This window comes from Mesorhizobium kowhaii, assembly GCF_003253745.1.
Lineage (GTDB): Bacteria > Pseudomonadota > Alphaproteobacteria > Rhizobiales > Rhizobiaceae > Mesorhizobium > Mesorhizobium kowhaii.
Genome location: NZ_MZXV01000070.1, coordinates 168,676 through 184,755 on the forward strand (window position 1 = coordinate 168,676; position 16,080 = coordinate 184,755).

Consider the following 16,080-nt stretch of genomic DNA (forward strand, 5'->3'; position numbering starts at 1 on the left):
GGTTTCGTTCAAAGGACGATTTCCACAGGACTGCCGATCACGAGACCAAGCTCACCGCCCGCCCGCCCTTGATTGACAGCGATCTCGGCAAGCCCGTTCGAGTTCTCGTACCAAAAGGCCGTGCCTGGCGGCCGATCGCTGAAGGTCGTCGCGGCCTCCAGCAGGCGATCTGCTGCGGCGAGCCTTGCGCCCGCCGGCAGCCTGGCCGCCCTCAGGCCGGTCATGGCATTGCCGAAATGGTCGATATAGACGATCTCGGCGAGGTCCTCCGGCCAGTCTCTACGGCGATCTGCCTCATCCAGGCGCGGCCTGCCGGGCGGCGGCTCACCGCGTGCCAGCATCGCCGCGACCGGGGCAAACAGGTCACGCCCGTGGAAGCTGGCGGACAGGCGCTCTGGCCTCCAGTCGATATCCCAGCTCAACGTCTTGGCCGCGCGGCGCTGGATCAGCTCGAACAGGCCGTTGCCGGGGCCGACATACCAGCGACCGTCGGCCTCGACGATGACGGACGGCCGCGTCCCTCCGACGCCTGGATCGACGACACAGAGAAAGACGGTTCCCGCAGGGAACCATTCCGCGTAGGCCACCAGCAGGTAAGCCGACGCCTTGGGATTGCCGACCGGCGCATCGGAGAAGAGGTCGATCGCGGGGATGCCCGGCGCCATCTGGTGCAACACAGCCTTCATCTGGCCCGTGTAGGGGCCGTGCAAACCGAAATCCGTGAACAAGACAATCATGGACGGGCGCCGACTGCGCTGCGATGGACATACAGATAGTCGGCCGGAAGGCGCATCCGCCGGCAGGCCTGAACGGCCGGGTTGGTTTCCATGACGAGGCGATCCGCCAAAGCCCCTGCCTGCCGGACCGTCTCGGCTTCCCAGCTGTGCAAGCCGTGCCCGGTGAGCCCCAACAGCGCCTGCATCCAACCAGGCACCAGATCAACGGCAGCCGACACCAGCAGGTGCTGTGCCGGCCTCAGTGGCTGCGGCAGGATAGGCGCCGAACGCATGATCTCGAGAAATTCGAGCACGATGGTCGAGCGATCCAGCCGTCCGGCTGTCGCTTGGAACAGCGTTTCAAGCTCGGCTTCCGATTCCGGTGCGCCTGTGGCGCCGAAAAGGCGCGCGGCGGGAACGCCCTCGGCATAACAGCGGTCGCGCTCCGATGCGGAGAGCTGCCGCACATAGGTGTGATAAGCTTGGACAAAGCCGTACGCCGCCGTGCCGTGAACCCAGTTCAGAAGGTCGGGGTCATTGGCGCAATACGCCTCGCCTGACGATGTTACGCCTGCGACCCGGTCGTGTATCCGCCGAACGCGGGCGATCATGGCCTCGGCCGTGGTGCGGGAACCGTAGATCGTCACCATGGCAGCGAGCCCCGTGCTGTGCAGTCGCCGAATTGGATTCAGGCGGAAAGACGTATGCTCCCATACGCCGGTGCGCACCCGCGGTTCTGCAAGCTCCATGATCACGGCGGTGACGCCGCCGATGAACAGTGAAAGCGGGTTCTTGAACACGCGCCACGACACGGAGTCCGGCGATACCAGTGCGGCCTCGCCGATCGGTCGCGAGAAATCGATGTGAGGCCGGTCGCCAGGTTGCAGCACCGCCCGCGCTACCGCCTCCAGGAGGCTTTGCAACGGCCAAGGCAGGACGATCGGCGTGGTCATGGCAACGAGCGCCATTCACAAGAAACGCGTGCTTCCGAACAGCGAAGTTGGGCCGCTGGACGCACTTGGCGAAACTACGGCCACTTTCTACGGTGCTCGATCACTTACTATAGCTCAATTGGCAGACAGCGCCCACCGCCAGTTCACATTGTCGGCCAGGACAGCGCAAGCCTCCCCCCTGGCGCAGTGCCAACGCACGTAGCAAACTGCCGGCTTTCGCGGTCCAGGGTCTGCTGCAACCAGCCAATGTCGCTGTTCGCCGCCTGGATGAGCTGGAAACGGCGGATCTGGAGGGGCACCAGTTCGAGCGCGACCAGATCGCTTCCAGGACCAAGGTCAGCGATGTACATCAGGGCAAGGTCGGGCCGAAATTCCCCGTGGCCTTTGATGCCTTCATAGTCATTCAGGAAGTCGCCGCAGCCATAGAGAATAAGGCGGTTCTTGTACACTTCGATGGATTTGGCATGATGCGATGAATGGCCGTGAACGATGGATATGTCGGCCCTGTCGATCAGTTCGTGGGCGAACCACCTTTGCTCCTCCGGGATGTCATAGCCCCAGTTTGGTCCCCAATGAAGGGAGACCACAACCACATCATTTTCTCGTCGGACAGCGGCCACCAGATCGGCGATCGCTGCGACAGTCGCATCGGAAAGCGAAGGTAGAAAGTTCACTCCGGCCCGGTCATGCGTCGCCGCCCAATGTCGAGGGACGCCGCTCGTCTTCGAGGCGAACGAAAAAACAAGTACGCGCCCTGCGTCGGTGTCTGCCAAAATCGCCGGGGCGCTTGCCTGGGCGGCATTGCGCCCCGCGCCTGCGGTCTTGATTTGCAAACGCTCGAGCGTCGCCAGGGTCTCCAGCAGCCCAGCGCGCCCCCAATCAAGAACGTGATTGTTGCCGAGCACGCAGCAGTCGACCCCCGCGGCGACGAGGCAGTCGGCGTTCTCGGGGCTCATCCTGTAGTTGATGCCTTTGGCGACATAGGCGTCGCAGCGCGTAATGCTGGTCTCGAGATTTATGATGCTCGCGTCCGGCCGAGCCCGCTCCAATTCTTGCAGCGTAGCGCCCCAGATGTAGGGGAAGTCGACCGGTGTCGGTATCGGTTGGTTCGCAGCCTCCGCCATCCGGACGTAGTCTATGGCCGATTGCACATAGCGCTCGTGAAGACGAGGGTCACATGGATGTGGAAGCGCTTGGTCTATGCCTCGCCCCGTCATCACATCGCCACAGAGAAAGATCCGCATGACGCGTACCAGCCGGGCCCATCACGATCAGTCATGCCGCTCATGACCCGCAGGCCTTCCTCAATTGCCAGAGTTCACACGAGCGAAGACCATCATCGCTCATATACTCCGACGAGAACCGCCTCGGCGAGGAGATGCTTGCGCGCTTCTCGTTCGACCGCCTGACACGATCGGTCGTTGCCGGGCGGCAGGTGCTTGATCGACAGCGCAAGCAACCGGAAGTGATAGCGGTGTCGGCCGTGGCGATGCGGTGGGCAGGGACCACCGTAACCTGGTCGCCGGAAATCGTTGGTTGCCTGCTTGAAGCCTTGCTTGCCGGCGTGCTGGGCGGCGCCTTCGGCCAACCCTACACAATCGGCCGCAATGTCATAGGCCGCCCAGTGATGCCAGATCTTCGCCGGAGCGTCTGGATCATCGCAGAGAAGGACAAAGCTGCCGGTTCCGGCTGGAGCGCCAGTCCAACCGAGGGGAGGGGAACGATCCTCACCGTCGCAAGTGAAGCGCCGCGGGATCGTCGTACCGTTCGCAAAGCTGCTTGAACTGAGCTGCATGGGTCGCCCCTTACGCTGTTGCCGCGCCGCGCAACACTCAGTCCCAAAACGCCAGGTGCCAGGCAAAACTGGTAGGAAGCGCGGGCGTCGCCTTGAGGCTGCGTTCCGACACGAGCTTCACGGTTGATCGGGCGCGAGGATAAGCGCTCTATCGAAAATGTACGAGACAATATTGAATGGCAGTTCGCTTCGCCTTGCCGTCCGGCTAAGCGCCGCGCCGCACGGATCGTAGCCAGCGATGGCAAGGCTGTGATATCATTGCACAGGTTGCGCCACCGTTGGCGATTGCCACGCCCGCGCAGCCTGACCACTGCGCAGTGCTAATCAGGTCGCGGGTTTCATCCCGTTGAACGAGTGGCCTCGGATCATGGAACTCGTCGTTGCTCTTGGGCTGATCGTCTTCAAGGTCGCTTTGCTGATTGCGATCCTGCTGCTGCTGCCCTTGCCGCTGACCTGGCTGGAACGCAAGATCGCGGGGCGCATGCAGCAGAGGATGGGGCCGATGCGTGTGGGATGGCATGGGCTGCTGCAGCCGGTGGCGGACGGGGTCAAGCTCTTGACCAAAGAGGACCACATCCCTGCCGAGGCCGACCGCTTCCTGTTCAAACTGGCGCCGATCCTGGCGCTCGCCCCGCCCTTCGTGGTGTTCGTCGCGGTCCCCTTTGGCGAATCCGTATCGGTCCTCGGCACCGAGATCACTCTCTACGTCTCCAACATGAACGTCGCGCTGCTTTTCGTCTTCGCGGTGATCGGGATCGAGGTCTATGGCGTCATCTTCGGAGGCTGGGCAGCGAACAGCAAATACGCTGTTCTGGGCAGTCTCAGGACCTGCGCGCAGATGATCAGCTACGAGATCCCGATGGGGTTCGCGGTCATCGGCGTGGTCATGCTGGCGCAATCCATGAGCCTGCTCGACATCGTGCGGGCGCAAGCCAATGTCTGGAACATCGTCTACCAACCGGTCGGGTTCTTCGTGTTCTTCGTCGCTGGGCTGGCCGAATCCCAGCGCATTCCCTTCGACCTGGCGGAAGCGGAAGGCGACCTGGGGGCCGGGTTCCATACCGAATACAGCGGTATCCGCTTTGCGTTCTTCATGGTCAGTGAATACGCCATCATGCTTTTGACGTCGGTCCTGGCGGTGATCCTGTTCTTCGGCGGCTGGAACGGCGTGCTGGTCCCGTTGCCACCGCTCGTCTGGTTCGTGCTCAAGGTCGCGTTCTTCGTCTATGTGTTTATCTGGTTCCGCTTCACTTTCCCGCGCTATCGCTACGACCAACTGATGGCGATCGGTTGGAAAGTCTTGCTTCCTCTGTCAATGGCGAACATAATCATAACTGGTGTTGCTTTCCTTTAGGGGCCGTAGCGGCTCCGCAGCGGGGCGACGATGTCGCGCGCACTGGACAGAATTGGAACATGGATCGGCTGGGCGTTCTTCGCCGATCTGGCGAACGGCTTGGCGCTGACCTTCGGGTACATGTTCTCCAAATCCGTGACCATGCAGTATCCTGACAAGGAAAAATGGTTGCCCTATTCGCGTTACCGCGGGCATCACTTCCTGAAGCGTGACGAAGAGGGCGAGATCAAATGCGTGGCCTGCGAACTCTGCGCGCGGATTTGTCCCTGCTACTGCATCGAAGTCATCCCCTACGAGGACGAGAAGGGCAACCGACGCCCGGCAAAATTCGAGATCGACATGGCCCGGTGCCTATTCTGCGGGCTGTGTGAAGACGCCTGTCCGGCGGACGCGATCGCGCTTGGCCAACAGTACGAGTTCTCGAGTTTTTCCTCGCGTGACCTGGTGATCGGGCGCGACGATCTGCTCGGCAAACCGGGCAAGGCGATGACCGGCGGCGGCGTGGTCGCTGCACGTCTGAACACCGAGCAGGACGTGCTGGTCGAGACGAGCGAGCCGCAGGGGTACAACTGGTGGCGGAATATCCGACGAACGTGAAGGCGCGCCAGCTGGCAAGCCGGAGCGCGCAGACAGGAGGCTCAAATGCTGGTCTGCCATATCTTGAAGACCAAGGCTCCCGAGGTCATCTCGGTCACTCCAAGTCAGACGATGGTGGAAGTGCTACGGCTGTTTCGGGAGAACAACATCGGCTTCGTGGTCGTCAGCCGTTTCCCCGGGCAATGCCTGGGCACGCTTTCGGAGCGGGACTGCTGCAATGCGGTGGCTGAATACGGAACCGAGGCGCCCTTGATGCGGGTCGCCGACATCATGAACCGCAGTGTGGCGACCTGTTCGACACAGGATTTGCTGCCGTCGGTGATGGCGACCATGACCAAACGGCGTACGCGCCATGTGCTGGTCATGGATGGCAACGCTACTGTCGGCGTGGTGAGCATCGGCGACGTGGTCAAGCACCGGCTCGACGAACTGATGAGCAACGAGCAAGTGCTGCACGATTACATTGCCGGGACCGGCTATCACTGACGATACCGGCTCAAGGCGCAGGATCAGGGCAGGCTGCACAGGAACCCGTGAAGCCTCAGATCGGATTGTCAGGCCGCGCCTCGGCCACGGCGACAGTGGCGATCTCGAAAGCGGCATGCGCCATTTCAACTTCCACCGGACATGGGTATTCGCCCCGCCGCATCAGGCTGTTGAGACGCAGGGATCTGTAGTTCTCGGGAACGAACACGAGGCCCCTGGGAAAACGCTTGTTGACCTTGAGCTTCGCCGTCAGTTCGCCCTGGGCGGACCGCACGACCACCTGATCGCCATCCGCAAGGCCAAGCTGCGTTGCATCCGGCGCGCTCATCTCGACATACGGGTCATCCGCGACCGTATTCAGGATCTCCGAGCGCTCGGAAAGATATCCGTTGTGGAACAGGCAGTTGCCGGTAACCAGCATGAGCCGGTCGGCTGCAATGGGGGCAGGCGGGAGGGCGAAGAACTCGCCAACCGGTGGCGCAAGGGCCGCCTTCGTGAAAGCTCCGTCGGCGCCAAGCCCGTCCTGCGTCAATCCTTCGTAGGCCGGAACCAGCCTGGCGATCTCGCCGAAGATTTCGCCTTGGATCGACGGCCGCAACGCCTGGCCGCGAAGCGCCGCTACGAAGTCGAATATCGCCAGATTGTCCCGCGCCTCGAGGGCGGGTTCGCGGAACTTGCAGACCTTCTGGGTGCGGCCTTCGTTGTTGGTGAACGTGCCGGATTCCTCGCCATAACTCGCCGCGGGCAGCACGACATCCGCCAGGCCCGCCGTATCCGTGAGGAACGCGTCCTGCACGATCAAGAGATCGGCGGCACGAAGCGCCCGCTGCACGAATCCCCGGTCGGGATAGGACATCAGGGGGTCGCTTCCGACGATATAGAGCGCACCCATTCGCTTCCTGTCACAGAGCTCCAGCATGGCGTCGAAATCCACGCCCGGTTCAGACGGGATTTCGACGCCCCAGGCTCGTTCGAGAGTTGCGCGCGCCGCATCATTGGCGAGCGCCCACAGCCCCGGCAGCGCCGTCGGCAGAACGCCCATGTCCCAGGCACCCAGTTGGTTGGCACGGTCGAACAGGAACTGCATCGCCAGGCCCTTGCCGAGTGCGCGCAGAACCTGCAAAAGGTTGTTGAGCTGGTACAACGTCGCGCGCGCTTGGGGCGATCTCAAGAGGTCAGCGCTGACAAGCACGGTGACGCTGCGGCCTTCCAGCAGCGCCGCGGCCAGACGGTCCGGACCGTCACTGTCGGTGGCCGCTGCCGGCCGGCCGGTTTTCGCGCCCATGTCCGCAAAAACATCGCCCGGCAATGCCTGACCAGCCGCCCCCAGTGCGCTCACCACCGCGGCAAGGCCCTGAGCCTCACCGCCCGGCGGCACGCGAACGACCGCCCGCGCATCGGCGTCCAGGCGGGATGGCCGCGCCGAGAGCATGAGTAAGCCGGTCTGTCGCCGCCGTGCACAGTCTCGCAGCAGATATTCGGTGACTGGGTTTTCGTCCGTCACGTTGCCACCGACGACGAGCACACAGTCGTTGCCGATCACCTCCTCCAGCGGCGCGCGGGTGTAGAAGGCGGCCACCAACGGGCCGAGCGCATCAAAGGGCGTGGACCAGCGCGAGGAGCAGTCGATATTGTTGGTCCGGAATGCCGTCCGCATCAGCTTCTGGAACTGATAAAGCACCTCGTTGGGCAGGCGCGGCGAGGCCAGCCCGCCCGCGGCCTTGCTGGCGACGGCCGACAGCCGCCGGCGGAGGTAGTCCCCGGCTTCGTCCCAGGAAACCGGAACCAGGGCCCCGTCACGACGGATCATCGGCCGCTTGATCCGGTCCTGACTGCCGACGAAGTCGAGGCCGAAGCGCCCGCGCACGCAGAGCGTTTCGCGGTTTATGCCGTGCTCCACCTTCGAGCGGACCCGCATGAATTCGCCCTTGCGCGCGCCGACGGTTAATTGGCAGCCGGTGCCGCAATGCGGGCAGACCGTGTCGGTCTCGACCAGATCCCAGGGCCGCGCCTTGTAGCGATAGGGGAAGCTCATCAGCGCGCCGACCGGGCAGACCTCGACGCAATTGCCGCATTGATCGCAACTCGCGAGACTGCCCTCGAAGCCAGTGACGGCGGTATCCATGCCTTTTTCAACGGTGCCCAAGGCGACCGCGCCGACGACTTCTTCGCACATCCGGACGCAGCGCTGGCACTGGATGCAGCGGTTGACGTTCATGATGATGACCGGGCTGAGACGGATATCCTCGGAGTGGAACACGCGCTTGGCATCGCGGAACCGGCTTGTGCGGGGCCCGTATGCCATCACCATGTCTTGCAGCTCGCACTCGCCACCCTTGTCGCAGATCGGGCAGTCGAGAGGGTGGTTGGCGAGCAGCATGTCGAGCATGGAAGAGCGCGTTTCGTCGATCAACTGCGTGTTCGTCCGCACCACCATGCCGTCGGTGACCGCGGTGGCGCAAGAAGGCTGTAGCCGCCGCTGTCCCTCAATCTCCACCAGGCACATGCGGCAGGAGGCCAGCGCCGGCAGCCGCTTCAGATAGCAGAAGGTCGGGATGTCGATGCCCAAACGCTCGGCGGCCTGCAGCACCGTAGAGCCCGCCTCCACTTCCAGCATTCGTTCATCGATTGTCACGCTAACCATGGCTTTCCTCGCGGTCCTCTCGCTGCGTCCTCCTCAGTGAAACAGACACCTCCGCTCCTCGATATGCGCGACGAATTCATCCTCGAAATGCGCCAGTGCCGCCCGCAGGCCCATCGCCGCGCCGTCGCCCAGAGCGCAGAACGTGTTGCCGAAAATGCCCTTGCAGAGCTCCGCCAACTGTTCCAGGTCGCCCGGCGCGCCCTGGCCCGCCTCGACCCGGCGCAGCACCTTGACGACCCAGTTCAACCCTTCGCGGCAGGGGGTGCACTTGCCGCAGGACTCGTGATGGAAGAACTCGATGATCCGGGTGGCGACTTTGACAATGCAGGTCGAGTCGTCGATCACGATCACCCCGGCCGAGCCGAGCATCGAGCCAGCGGCGGCCAGCGAGTCGAAGTCCATCCCGACGTCCAGCCCGCGTTCCGGGATCAGCGGCGCCGAGACCCCGCCTGGGATCACCGCCTTGAGCTTGCGCCCCGGCAGCGGCCCGCCGGCATAGTCACAGACCAGTTCGCGCAGCGGTATCCCCATCGGCAGCTCGTAAAGGCCCGGTTTCCGCACCTGTCCGCTGAGGCAATAGAGCTTCGGGCCGGGGCTCTTGTCCGGGCCGATGCCGCGGAACCAGTCGGCCCCTCGCACCACGATATGCGGGACGCAGGCCAGCGTCTCGACGTTGTTGATCACGGTCGGGCTGGCGTAAAGCCCTTCGACCGCCGGGAACGGCGGTTTCAGACGCGGCTGCGCCCGCTTGCCTTCGAGCGAGTCGAGCATCGCGGTCTCCTCGCCGCAGATATAGGCGCCGGCGCCGCAATGGATGTGCACGACGAAGCTGAAATCCGAGCCCAGAATCCGTGTTCCCAGATAACCCTTCGCATGGGCCTCGGCGATCGCCTGCTCCAGCCGCGCGATCGCCAGCGTGTACTCCCCGCGGATGTAGACATAGGCGGTTTCCGCCCCTATCGCGTAGGCGCTGATCGCCATGCCCTCGATCAGTTGGTGTGGGTCACGCTCCATGATGATCCGGTCCTTGAAGGTGCCCGGCTCGCCTTCATCGGCGTTGCAGCACAGGTATTTCGGCTTGCCGGTACGCTTGGGCACGAAGCTCCATTTCATGCCCGTGGGGAATCCGGCTCCGCCGCGCCCGCGCAGGTTGGATTTCTTGACGAGGTCGATGATCTCGTCGGGTGTGTGCTCCCGCAGCGCCTTGGCCAGCGCCCGGTAGCCGCCGCCGGCCTCATAGGTCGCGAGCAGATGGCCATCCGGCACGTCCAAGTTCTTGAGAAGGACGGGTTCGAACATGGCGCTATTCTCCCGGCGGTCCTGGGGCGACGAGATCGGCGCCAGTCGCCTGCCGCACCGTCGCGCGCAGCCTGTCCAGGAGCGCGTCGATCCGAGCGATGTCGAGGTCGCCGTGATAGTCGTCGCCGACCTGCATCACCGGGGCCATCTCGCAAGCGCCGAGGCATTCGACGGTCGAAAGCGTGAACAGCCCGTCCGGCGTCGTGCCGCCCTTCTTGATGCCGAGCACCTCCTCCAGGTGTCTCAGCAGGTCCTCGGATCGGCACAGCATGCAGGAGACGTTGTCGCAGAGCTGCAGGTGGAAAATGCCGACCGGCTCGGTATGGAAAAGTGTGTAGAAGGTCGCCAGTTCGTAGACCCAGATACGCTCGACGCCGAGGATGTCGGCGACCTCTTCCAGCACCGGGCCGGGCAGATGGCCATGTTCCCTCTGCGCGATCAGAAGCGCGGGCATGATGGCCGAGCGCTGGTCGGGATACCGCGACGCCGCCTCTTCGATCTTTTCGCGCATGGTCATCGCGCCCAATTCCCTGCTACTTGTCCACCTCCGCCATCACGGGGTCGAGGCTGCCGAGCACGGCGATCATGTCCGCCAGGTAGCGCGCGTTGGTGACCCCGAACAGTGCCTGAAGGTTGACGAACGAAGGTGCCCGGACCTTCATGCGGAACGGTTTTGGCGACCCGTCGCTGATGATGTAGAAGCCGAGCTCGCCCTTTGGCGCCTCGATCGCCGAGTAGACCTCGCCCTTAGGCACCTTGAAGCCATAGGCTGACAGGTCGAAATGCTGGATCAGCGCCTCCATCGAGCAGTGCACCCGATCCTTGTCCACCGGGAAGGCGATTGTCGGCATGTCGATCTGGAACGGCCCATCGGGCATCTGGTCGAGGCATTGCTCGATGATCCGGACGCTCTCGCGCATTTCGTCGACGCGGCATCGCCAGCGTGCGTAGCAATCGCCTTCATCTCGGGTAATAACGTTGAACGCGAGCCGGTCGTAGATCTCATAGGGCTCGTCGCGGCGGATGTCCCAGTCGACGCCCGAGGCGCGCAGGTTCGGGCCGCTCAGTCCCAGATCGATGCCGTCCGCGGCGGAGATCACGCCGATCCCCTGCGTTCGCTTCAGGAACACGCGGTTGTTATCGACCAGCCGTTCATAGTCGCGGATCCGGTTCGGGAAGATGTCGCAGAACTCCCGGATCTTGGGGAAGAACCCGTCGGGCAGATCCTCGCGCACACCGCCGACCCGGCAGAAGGAGGTGTGCATCCGCGCCCCGCTGATCATCTCCAACAAGTCCATGATCATTTCGCGCTCGCGCATGGCGTAAAGGAGCGCGGTCATGGCGCCCAGGTCCAGCGGGAGTGCGCCGGTGATCAGAAGATGACCGGAGATCCGTGCCAGTTCGGCCATCAGCACGCGGATATATTGCGCGCGGATCGGGGCTTCGATGCCCAGGAGCTTCTCCACAGCCAGTGCGAAGGCCAGATTGTTCGAGGGCGGGCAGAGGTAGTCGAGCCGGTCGGTTAGCGGGAAGATCTGGGTGTATGTGAAGCTCTCTGCCAGTTTCTCTGTGCCGCGGTGCAGGTAGCCGATATGCGGGTCCACGCGCGCGACATATTCGCCATCCAACTCGAGGACGAGCCGCAGCACCCCATGCGTGCTGGGATGCTGCGGGCCGAGGTTGAGAAGCACCTCCTTGGTGTGGGGCGCATCGGCTTCCGGCCAGCTCAGTTCCGTGACTTCGGTCATCTCAAGTCCTCGGTGTGGAACAGCCTCCCTATGGAATGTCCTTGGTGGCAAGGTCGGGCTGCGTCGGCGGTGGGCCTTCGGCGCCAAACGGGTTCAGCTTGTCCTTGTAGCCCCGTAGCGGAAAGTCCTTGCGCTGCGGGAAGCCCTCGAACCCTTCCCACATATAGATCCGGCGCAGGTCGGGGTGGCCTTCGAACCTGATCCCGTACATGTCCCAGGCCTCGCGCTCATGCCAGTTGGCGGTGCGCCAGACCCCCGTCACCGACGGGATCCGCGGAGGATCGCGGAGGCGGCACTTGATCCGCACGCGCCATTTGTTCGGCAGCGAAAAGAGATGGTACACCGCCTCGTAGCGCGGTGCTTCGGGGTAGTGATCGACCCCGCAGATGTCGGACAGGAAATCGAACCGCAGCGCCGGGTGTTCCTTCAGGAACCGGCAAAGCTGGACGATCATGTCAGGCGGAGCGGCGAAAGCGTGAACCCCATGTGAGAAGCCAAGCTCCTCGATTGCCCCCCCGAAACGCTCCGCGATCAGGGTGCGGATGAGGGACGTCTCCACGCTCATGGCACCGCGACCCGGTCCAGAGGCGTCCCGGCCAACGCCCTGGATTTCTTGATCTTCTCCTGAAGCAGAAGGAAGCCGTGCATCAGCGCCTCGGGCCGCGGCGGGCAGCCGGGCACATGCACGTCCACTGGCACGAAGGTCTCCGCCCCCTGCACCACGGCATAGGTGTTGTAGACCCCGCCCGAGATGGCGCAGGTGCCCATGGCGATGACCCAGCGCGGTTCCGGCATCTGGTCATAGAGCCGGCGCACCACGGGCGCGAATTTCCGCGTTATGGTGCCGGCGATGATCATCACGTCGGACTGGCGCGGCGAAGGCCGGAACACCACACCGAAGCGGTCGAGATCGTAGCGGGCACACCCCGCCGAGATCATCTCGATGGCGCAGCAGGCAATGCCGAAGGTTTCGGGCCATAGCGCCGACCTTCGGCTCCAGCTGATCAGGCTGTCGGCCGTGGTGAACAGCACGCTGTCGCGGATCGCGTTGTTTACGCCTCCCATTCTAGCGCCCCCTTCAGCCAGGCGTAGGCGAAGCCCACGAGAAGCAGCAATATGAAGACGAACATCTCGACATAGCCGACCAACCCGATCTGTTTCAGGACAACGGCCCAGGGAAAGAGGAACATCGTCTCGACATCGAAGACGACAAATAGGATCGCGATGATGAAGAACTGCACCCTGAAGCGGCCTCCGGCGGCTTCGCCCGCCGGGTCCATGCCGCATTCATAGGGCATGTTCTTCGCGGGATAGGGATTGGATCGGCGCAGTAGCGAGGAGACAAAAAGCGTAACCATCGCCACCAGAACAATTCCGGCAACCATGAAAAGAACCGGCAGGAACTCCATTCCGGTCACGTCGCGTAGCCCCGGTCACCCACCGAGGGCTTTGCTCTGGCCGCTACCGACCCCTTTGGGACCGGTGATGCGGGCGCCCTCGAAAGCGACTTGGGCATTCCTTTCTTGCACGGCCAGAGTATTCCGTCAGCCGGATCATTGCAAATCCAATCGATCAGCCGCCAACTGCGGCATGTTGCGCAAGCCTCAGAAACCACGCCGGAAATAGGCCGATGCCGATGGTGCCGGCAGCGGTGAAGGCGAGTGTGGCGGCGACCGCGGGCGTCAGCGCCGGGTCGAACGCGCCCTCCGGCTCGCGCATGTAGATCACCATCACGATGCGGATGTAGAAGTAGGCGGCAACGGCGCTCAGCAGCACTGCGATCACCGCCAGCATGACGAAACCCCGCTCGACGAGCGCGACCAGCACGTAGAACTTGGCGAAGAACCCGGCTGTCGGCGGAATGCCGGCCAACGAGAACAGATAAAGCAGCATCAGAAGCGCCAGCCCGCGATGCGACTTGGCGAGACCAGCGTAGTCCTCGATGACCTCGCCCGAGAAATCGCCGTTCCGCATCATGATGACGATACCGAAGATGCCGAGGTTCATGAACGCATAGATCAGCAAATAGAGCATCACGCTGGCGGCCCCGTCCGCACCGCCGGCCGCCACGCCGAACATGGCGAACCCGGCATGGGCGATGCTGGAATAGGCCAAGAGGCGCTTGAAATTGTCCTGCACCAGCGCCACGAAACTGCCGAGCGCCATCGTCACTGCTGCAATGACGGCGACGATGATCCAGACGTTCGAGGCGGCGACCAGTGGGTTGAGGAACACCCGCAGGATCACGGCGAACCCTGCTGCCTTGGGTCCCACCGACATGAAGGCGGTGATCGTTGTCGGCGCGCCCTCATAGACGTCCGGCACCCACATATGGAACGGCACCGCGCCGACCTTGAATACCAGCCCCGCGACGATAAAAACCACAGCCAGGAGCAATCCGGGATCGAGCGGATCACCGGTCACCGCCGCAGCCATCCCATCCAACTGCGTCGTGCCGGTGAGCCCGTAGATCAGCGAAACGCCGTAAAGGAAAATCCCGGTCGAGACCCCGCCAAGGATCACGTATTTCAGCGCCGCTTCGTTCGACCGCCGCTGCTGCCGCAGGAAGCCGGTCAGCACATAAGTGCAGAGCACCATCAGTTCGAGGCCTACATAGATCGACAGGAGGTCGGTCGCCGAGGCCATGATCATCATACCCGAAAGCGCCAAGAGCAGCAGTACATAGTATTCACTGCTCCCGATCCCTTCGATCTCGGCATATTTTCGCGAAAGAAGGAATGTCAGAACTGTGACCAGGTAGAACACGACCTTGAAGAAGACCGCGAAGCGGTCGGCGACGAACATGCCCGAGTAGGCCGGCCGCACCTCGCCCGCCAGCATGAGTGTCCCCAGGGCGGCAATCAGCACGACCGCGATTGAAGCCCAGACAAGGAATTGTTGCTGCCCCTTCCGCACCAACTGCCCCAGGATCAGCAGGATGCAGGCCCCGGTAACCACGACGATCTCGGGCAGGCTCGCCAGAATCGACTGGAAAAGCGCGGCGGCGGTCATTGGGCGCCCCCCTTACCGTGCACCTGCGCTAGTAGATGCTTGACCGAGGCGTCGATGATTTCGAGAAAGGGCTTCGGATAGAGCCCGACCCAAAGAACGAAGACGGCTAGCGGCAGGATCGCCGCCATCTCACGGGCGTTCACGTCGCGGATCTTGAACCGCACGCCGATGCTGGCCGGACCAAGAGCGACTTTCCTATACATGCCAAGCAGATAGGCTGCTCCCAGCAAGGCCCCTAGAACGGCGGCAGCGCCGACAGCGAGGTTGGCTGCGAACGCGCCTGACAGCACCAGCAACTCGCCAACGAACGAATTCGTTCCCGGCAGAGCCATCGACGACAGGGTGAATAGTGCAAGAAACGCTGTATAGACCGGCGCCGCCTTCATCAGCCCGCCATAATCCGCGATGCTGCGGGTATGGGTTCGCTCGTAGATAAGGCCCACAGACAGGAACAACGCGCCCGTCGTTACGCCATGATTGAACATCTGCAGGATGCCGCCCTCGAGCCCACGGAGGTTCAGCGTGAAAATCCCCAGCGTCACCAAGCCCATGTGGCTGATGCTGGAATAGGCCACCAGCTTCTTCAGATCGTCCTGCGCCAAGGCGAGCAACCCGCCATAGACGATAGCGACCGCCGAAAGGACCAGCATCAGCGTCGAATAATGCACCGACGCCTCCGGCAGCATTGGCAGCGAGAACCGCAGGAACCCGTAGGCGCCCATCTTCAGGAGCACGGCGGCGAGGATGATGCTGCCGGCCGTCGGTGCCTGCACATGGGCGTCCGGCAGCCAAGTATGGACCGGGACCATCGGCACCTTGACCGCGAAGGCGATCAGGAAGGCGAAGAACAGCCATGACTGGACCTGGAGCGGCAAATCCTGCGCCATCAGGGTGCGGATGTCGAAGGTCTCGCCACCGTGGAAATAGAGCACGATGACACCGATCAGGAACATGAGGCTGCCTGCCAGTGTGTAGAGGAAGAACTTGAAAGCTGCATAGACCCGGCCGTCGCCACCCCAGACGCCGATGATCAGATACATCGGGATCAGCATCGCCTCCCAGAAGACGTAGAACAGGAACAGGTCCAGTGCGCAGAACACGCCCAGCATCAGCGCCTGCATGGCCAGCAGGCTGACCATGAACTCTTTCACCTTGCGGTCGATCGCAACCCACGAGGCAAGCACGCTGATCCAGCCCAACAGCGCGGTCAGGAACACGAAGGGTGCGCTGATCCCGTCGATGCCAAGTGTGTAGGTGATCCCTAGCGCCGGCACCCACGGGCGCGTCTCGGTGAACTGCATTTCGTGGGTAGAGGTGTCAAAGCCGCCGAGCATGGCGATGCAAAGCACGAAGTCGAGGACAGTGACACCCAGTGCCATCCACCGCACCACATCGTCGTTGCGGACAAACATCAGCGCCGCTGCCCCGACGGCTGGCGTGAACACGATGAGGCTAAGCAAAGGGATCGTCATCGCG

At 63.0% G+C, this 16,080-nt stretch carries 16 protein-coding genes; 3 read left to right on the forward strand and 13 right to left on the reverse strand.

All coding sequences use genetic code 11. The features are described from left to right. Positions 1-8 precede the first annotated feature (8 nt). From B5V02_RS31795 to B5V02_RS31810, 4 genes are all read right to left on the reverse strand, one after another. A complete protein-coding gene (locus B5V02_RS31795; protein ID WP_111547954.1) occupies positions 9-737 on the reverse strand; it encodes an SAM hydrolase/SAM-dependent halogenase family protein in 729 nt (242 codons plus the stop codon). Next, the gene (locus B5V02_RS31800; RefSeq protein ID WP_245446330.1) at positions 734-1,669 is read right to left on the reverse strand and encodes an oxygenase MpaB family protein; all 936 of its coding nucleotides are present in this window, start codon (positions 1,667-1,669) and stop codon (positions 734-736) included. Before B5V02_RS31800 ends, B5V02_RS31795 begins: the two co-directional genes overlap by 4 nt. A 143-nt stretch (positions 1,670-1,812) precedes the next feature. Further along, on the reverse strand, positions 1,813-2,913 hold the full coding sequence (locus B5V02_RS31805; protein ID WP_111547956.1) for a CapA family protein: 1,101 nt from the start codon (positions 2,911-2,913) through the stop codon (positions 1,813-1,815). A gap of 92 nt (positions 2,914-3,005) precedes the next feature. Then, positions 3,006-3,464: a YbhB/YbcL family Raf kinase inhibitor-like protein gene (locus B5V02_RS31810; protein WP_111547957.1), complete on the reverse strand. Its 459-nt coding sequence runs from the start codon at positions 3,462-3,464 to the stop codon at positions 3,006-3,008. Between the two features lie 367 nt (positions 3,465-3,831). Here B5V02_RS31810 and nuoH point away from each other — a divergent pair, with 367 nt between their 5' ends. The 3 genes from nuoH to B5V02_RS31825 are packed head-to-tail and all read left to right on the forward strand — an operon-like array spanning position 3,832 to position 5,901. Beyond that, positions 3,832-4,818, forward strand: coding sequence for an NADH-quinone oxidoreductase subunit NuoH (nuoH, locus tag B5V02_RS31815; RefSeq protein ID WP_111547958.1), 987 nt, complete (start codon positions 3,832-3,834; stop codon positions 4,816-4,818). Between the two features lie 30 nt (positions 4,819-4,848). Then, positions 4,849-5,415, forward strand: a complete 567-nt coding sequence (locus tag B5V02_RS31820; protein ID WP_111547959.1) for an NADH-quinone oxidoreductase subunit I — start codon at positions 4,849-4,851, stop codon at positions 5,413-5,415. A 45-nt stretch (positions 5,416-5,460) separates the two neighbouring features. After that, positions 5,461-5,901: a CBS domain-containing protein gene (locus B5V02_RS31825; protein WP_111547960.1), complete on the forward strand. Its 441-nt coding sequence runs from the start codon at positions 5,461-5,463 to the stop codon at positions 5,899-5,901. A gap of 55 nt (positions 5,902-5,956) precedes the next feature. On the opposite strand, the gene nuoG is transcribed toward B5V02_RS31825, so the two are convergent. The 9 genes from nuoG to B5V02_RS31870 form a co-directional block, all read right to left on the reverse strand. Next, the gene (gene nuoG, locus B5V02_RS31830; RefSeq protein ID WP_111547961.1) at positions 5,957-8,545 is read right to left on the reverse strand and encodes an NADH-quinone oxidoreductase subunit NuoG; all 2,589 of its coding nucleotides are present in this window, start codon (positions 8,543-8,545) and stop codon (positions 5,957-5,959) included. Positions 8,546-8,578: 33 nt separating this feature from the next. After that, on the reverse strand, positions 8,579-9,844 hold the full coding sequence (gene nuoF / locus B5V02_RS31835) for an NADH-quinone oxidoreductase subunit NuoF (RefSeq protein WP_111547962.1): 1,266 nt from the start codon (positions 9,842-9,844) through the stop codon (positions 8,579-8,581). A gap of 4 nt (positions 9,845-9,848) precedes the next feature. Further along, complete coding sequence (gene nuoE / locus B5V02_RS31840) at positions 9,849-10,361, reverse strand: NADH-quinone oxidoreductase subunit NuoE (RefSeq protein WP_111547963.1); 513 nt, start codon at positions 10,359-10,361, stop codon at positions 9,849-9,851. Between the two features lie 16 nt (positions 10,362-10,377). After that, positions 10,378-11,592 carry an NADH dehydrogenase (quinone) subunit D gene (gene nuoD / locus B5V02_RS31845; RefSeq protein ID WP_111547964.1) on the reverse strand — a complete coding sequence of 405 codons (1,215 nt, stop codon included), beginning with the start codon at positions 11,590-11,592 and terminating at the stop codon, positions 10,378-10,380. A gap of 28 nt (positions 11,593-11,620) precedes the next feature. Next, positions 11,621-12,157, reverse strand: a complete 537-nt coding sequence (locus B5V02_RS31850) for an NADH-quinone oxidoreductase subunit C (RefSeq protein WP_111547965.1) — start codon at positions 12,155-12,157, stop codon at positions 11,621-11,623. Further along, the gene (locus tag B5V02_RS31855) at positions 12,154-12,657 is read right to left on the reverse strand and encodes a NuoB/complex I 20 kDa subunit family protein (RefSeq protein WP_111547966.1); all 504 of its coding nucleotides are present in this window, start codon (positions 12,655-12,657) and stop codon (positions 12,154-12,156) included. Before B5V02_RS31855 ends, B5V02_RS31850 begins: the two co-directional genes overlap by 4 nt. Further along, positions 12,645-13,010, reverse strand: a complete 366-nt coding sequence (locus B5V02_RS31860) for an NADH-quinone oxidoreductase subunit A (RefSeq protein WP_111547967.1) — start codon at positions 13,008-13,010, stop codon at positions 12,645-12,647. Before B5V02_RS31860 ends, B5V02_RS31855 begins: the two co-directional genes overlap by 13 nt. Positions 13,011-13,164: 154 nt before the next feature. Further along, positions 13,165-14,604 (reverse strand): NADH-quinone oxidoreductase subunit N, encoded by a 1,440-nt coding sequence (locus B5V02_RS31865; RefSeq protein WP_111547968.1) that lies wholly within the window; start codon positions 14,602-14,604, stop codon positions 13,165-13,167. Next, positions 14,601-16,076, reverse strand: coding sequence for an NADH-quinone oxidoreductase subunit M (locus B5V02_RS31870; protein WP_111547969.1), 1,476 nt, complete (start codon positions 16,074-16,076; stop codon positions 14,601-14,603). The genes B5V02_RS31865 and B5V02_RS31870 overlap by 4 nt, the downstream gene beginning before the upstream one ends. Positions 16,077-16,080: the final 4 nt, after the last annotated feature.

Coding starts and splice junctions, on each gene's coding strand:
- B5V02_RS31795 (WP_111547954.1), bottom strand. CDS start 737: ATGATTGTCTTGTTCACGGATTTCGGTTTGCACGGCCCCTACACGGGC.
- B5V02_RS31800 (WP_245446330.1), bottom strand. CDS start 1,669: ATGACCACGCCGATCGTCCTGCCTTGGCCGTTGCAAAGCCTCCTGGAG.
- B5V02_RS31805 (WP_111547956.1), bottom strand. CDS start 2,913: ATGCGGATCTTTCTCTGTGGCGATGTGATGACGGGGCGAGGCATAGAC.
- B5V02_RS31810 (WP_111547957.1), bottom strand. CDS start 3,464: ATGCAGCTCAGTTCAAGCAGCTTTGCGAACGGTACGACGATCCCGCGG.
- nuoH (WP_111547958.1), top strand. CDS start 3,832: ATGGAACTCGTCGTTGCTCTTGGGCTGATCGTCTTCAAGGTCGCTTTG.
- B5V02_RS31820 (WP_111547959.1), top strand. CDS start 4,849: ATGTCGCGCGCACTGGACAGAATTGGAACATGGATCGGCTGGGCGTTC.
- B5V02_RS31825 (WP_111547960.1), top strand. CDS start 5,461: ATGCTGGTCTGCCATATCTTGAAGACCAAGGCTCCCGAGGTCATCTCG.
- nuoG (WP_111547961.1), bottom strand. CDS start 8,545: ATGGTTAGCGTGACAATCGATGAACGAATGCTGGAAGTGGAGGCGGGC.
- nuoF (WP_111547962.1), bottom strand. CDS start 9,844: ATGTTCGAACCCGTCCTTCTCAAGAACTTGGACGTGCCGGATGGCCAT.
- nuoE (WP_111547963.1), bottom strand. CDS start 10,361: ATGACCATGCGCGAAAAGATCGAAGAGGCGGCGTCGCGGTATCCCGAC.
- nuoD (WP_111547964.1), bottom strand. CDS start 11,592: ATGACCGAAGTCACGGAACTGAGCTGGCCGGAAGCCGATGCGCCCCAC.
- B5V02_RS31850 (WP_111547965.1), bottom strand. CDS start 12,157: ATGAGCGTGGAGACGTCCCTCATCCGCACCCTGATCGCGGAGCGTTTC.
- B5V02_RS31855 (WP_111547966.1), bottom strand. CDS start 12,657: ATGGGAGGCGTAAACAACGCGATCCGCGACAGCGTGCTGTTCACCACG.
- B5V02_RS31865 (WP_111547968.1), bottom strand. CDS start 14,604: ATGACCGCCGCCGCGCTTTTCCAGTCGATTCTGGCGAGCCTGCCCGAG.
- B5V02_RS31870 (WP_111547969.1), bottom strand. CDS start 16,076: ATGACGATCCCTTTGCTTAGCCTCATCGTGTTCACGCCAGCCGTCGGG.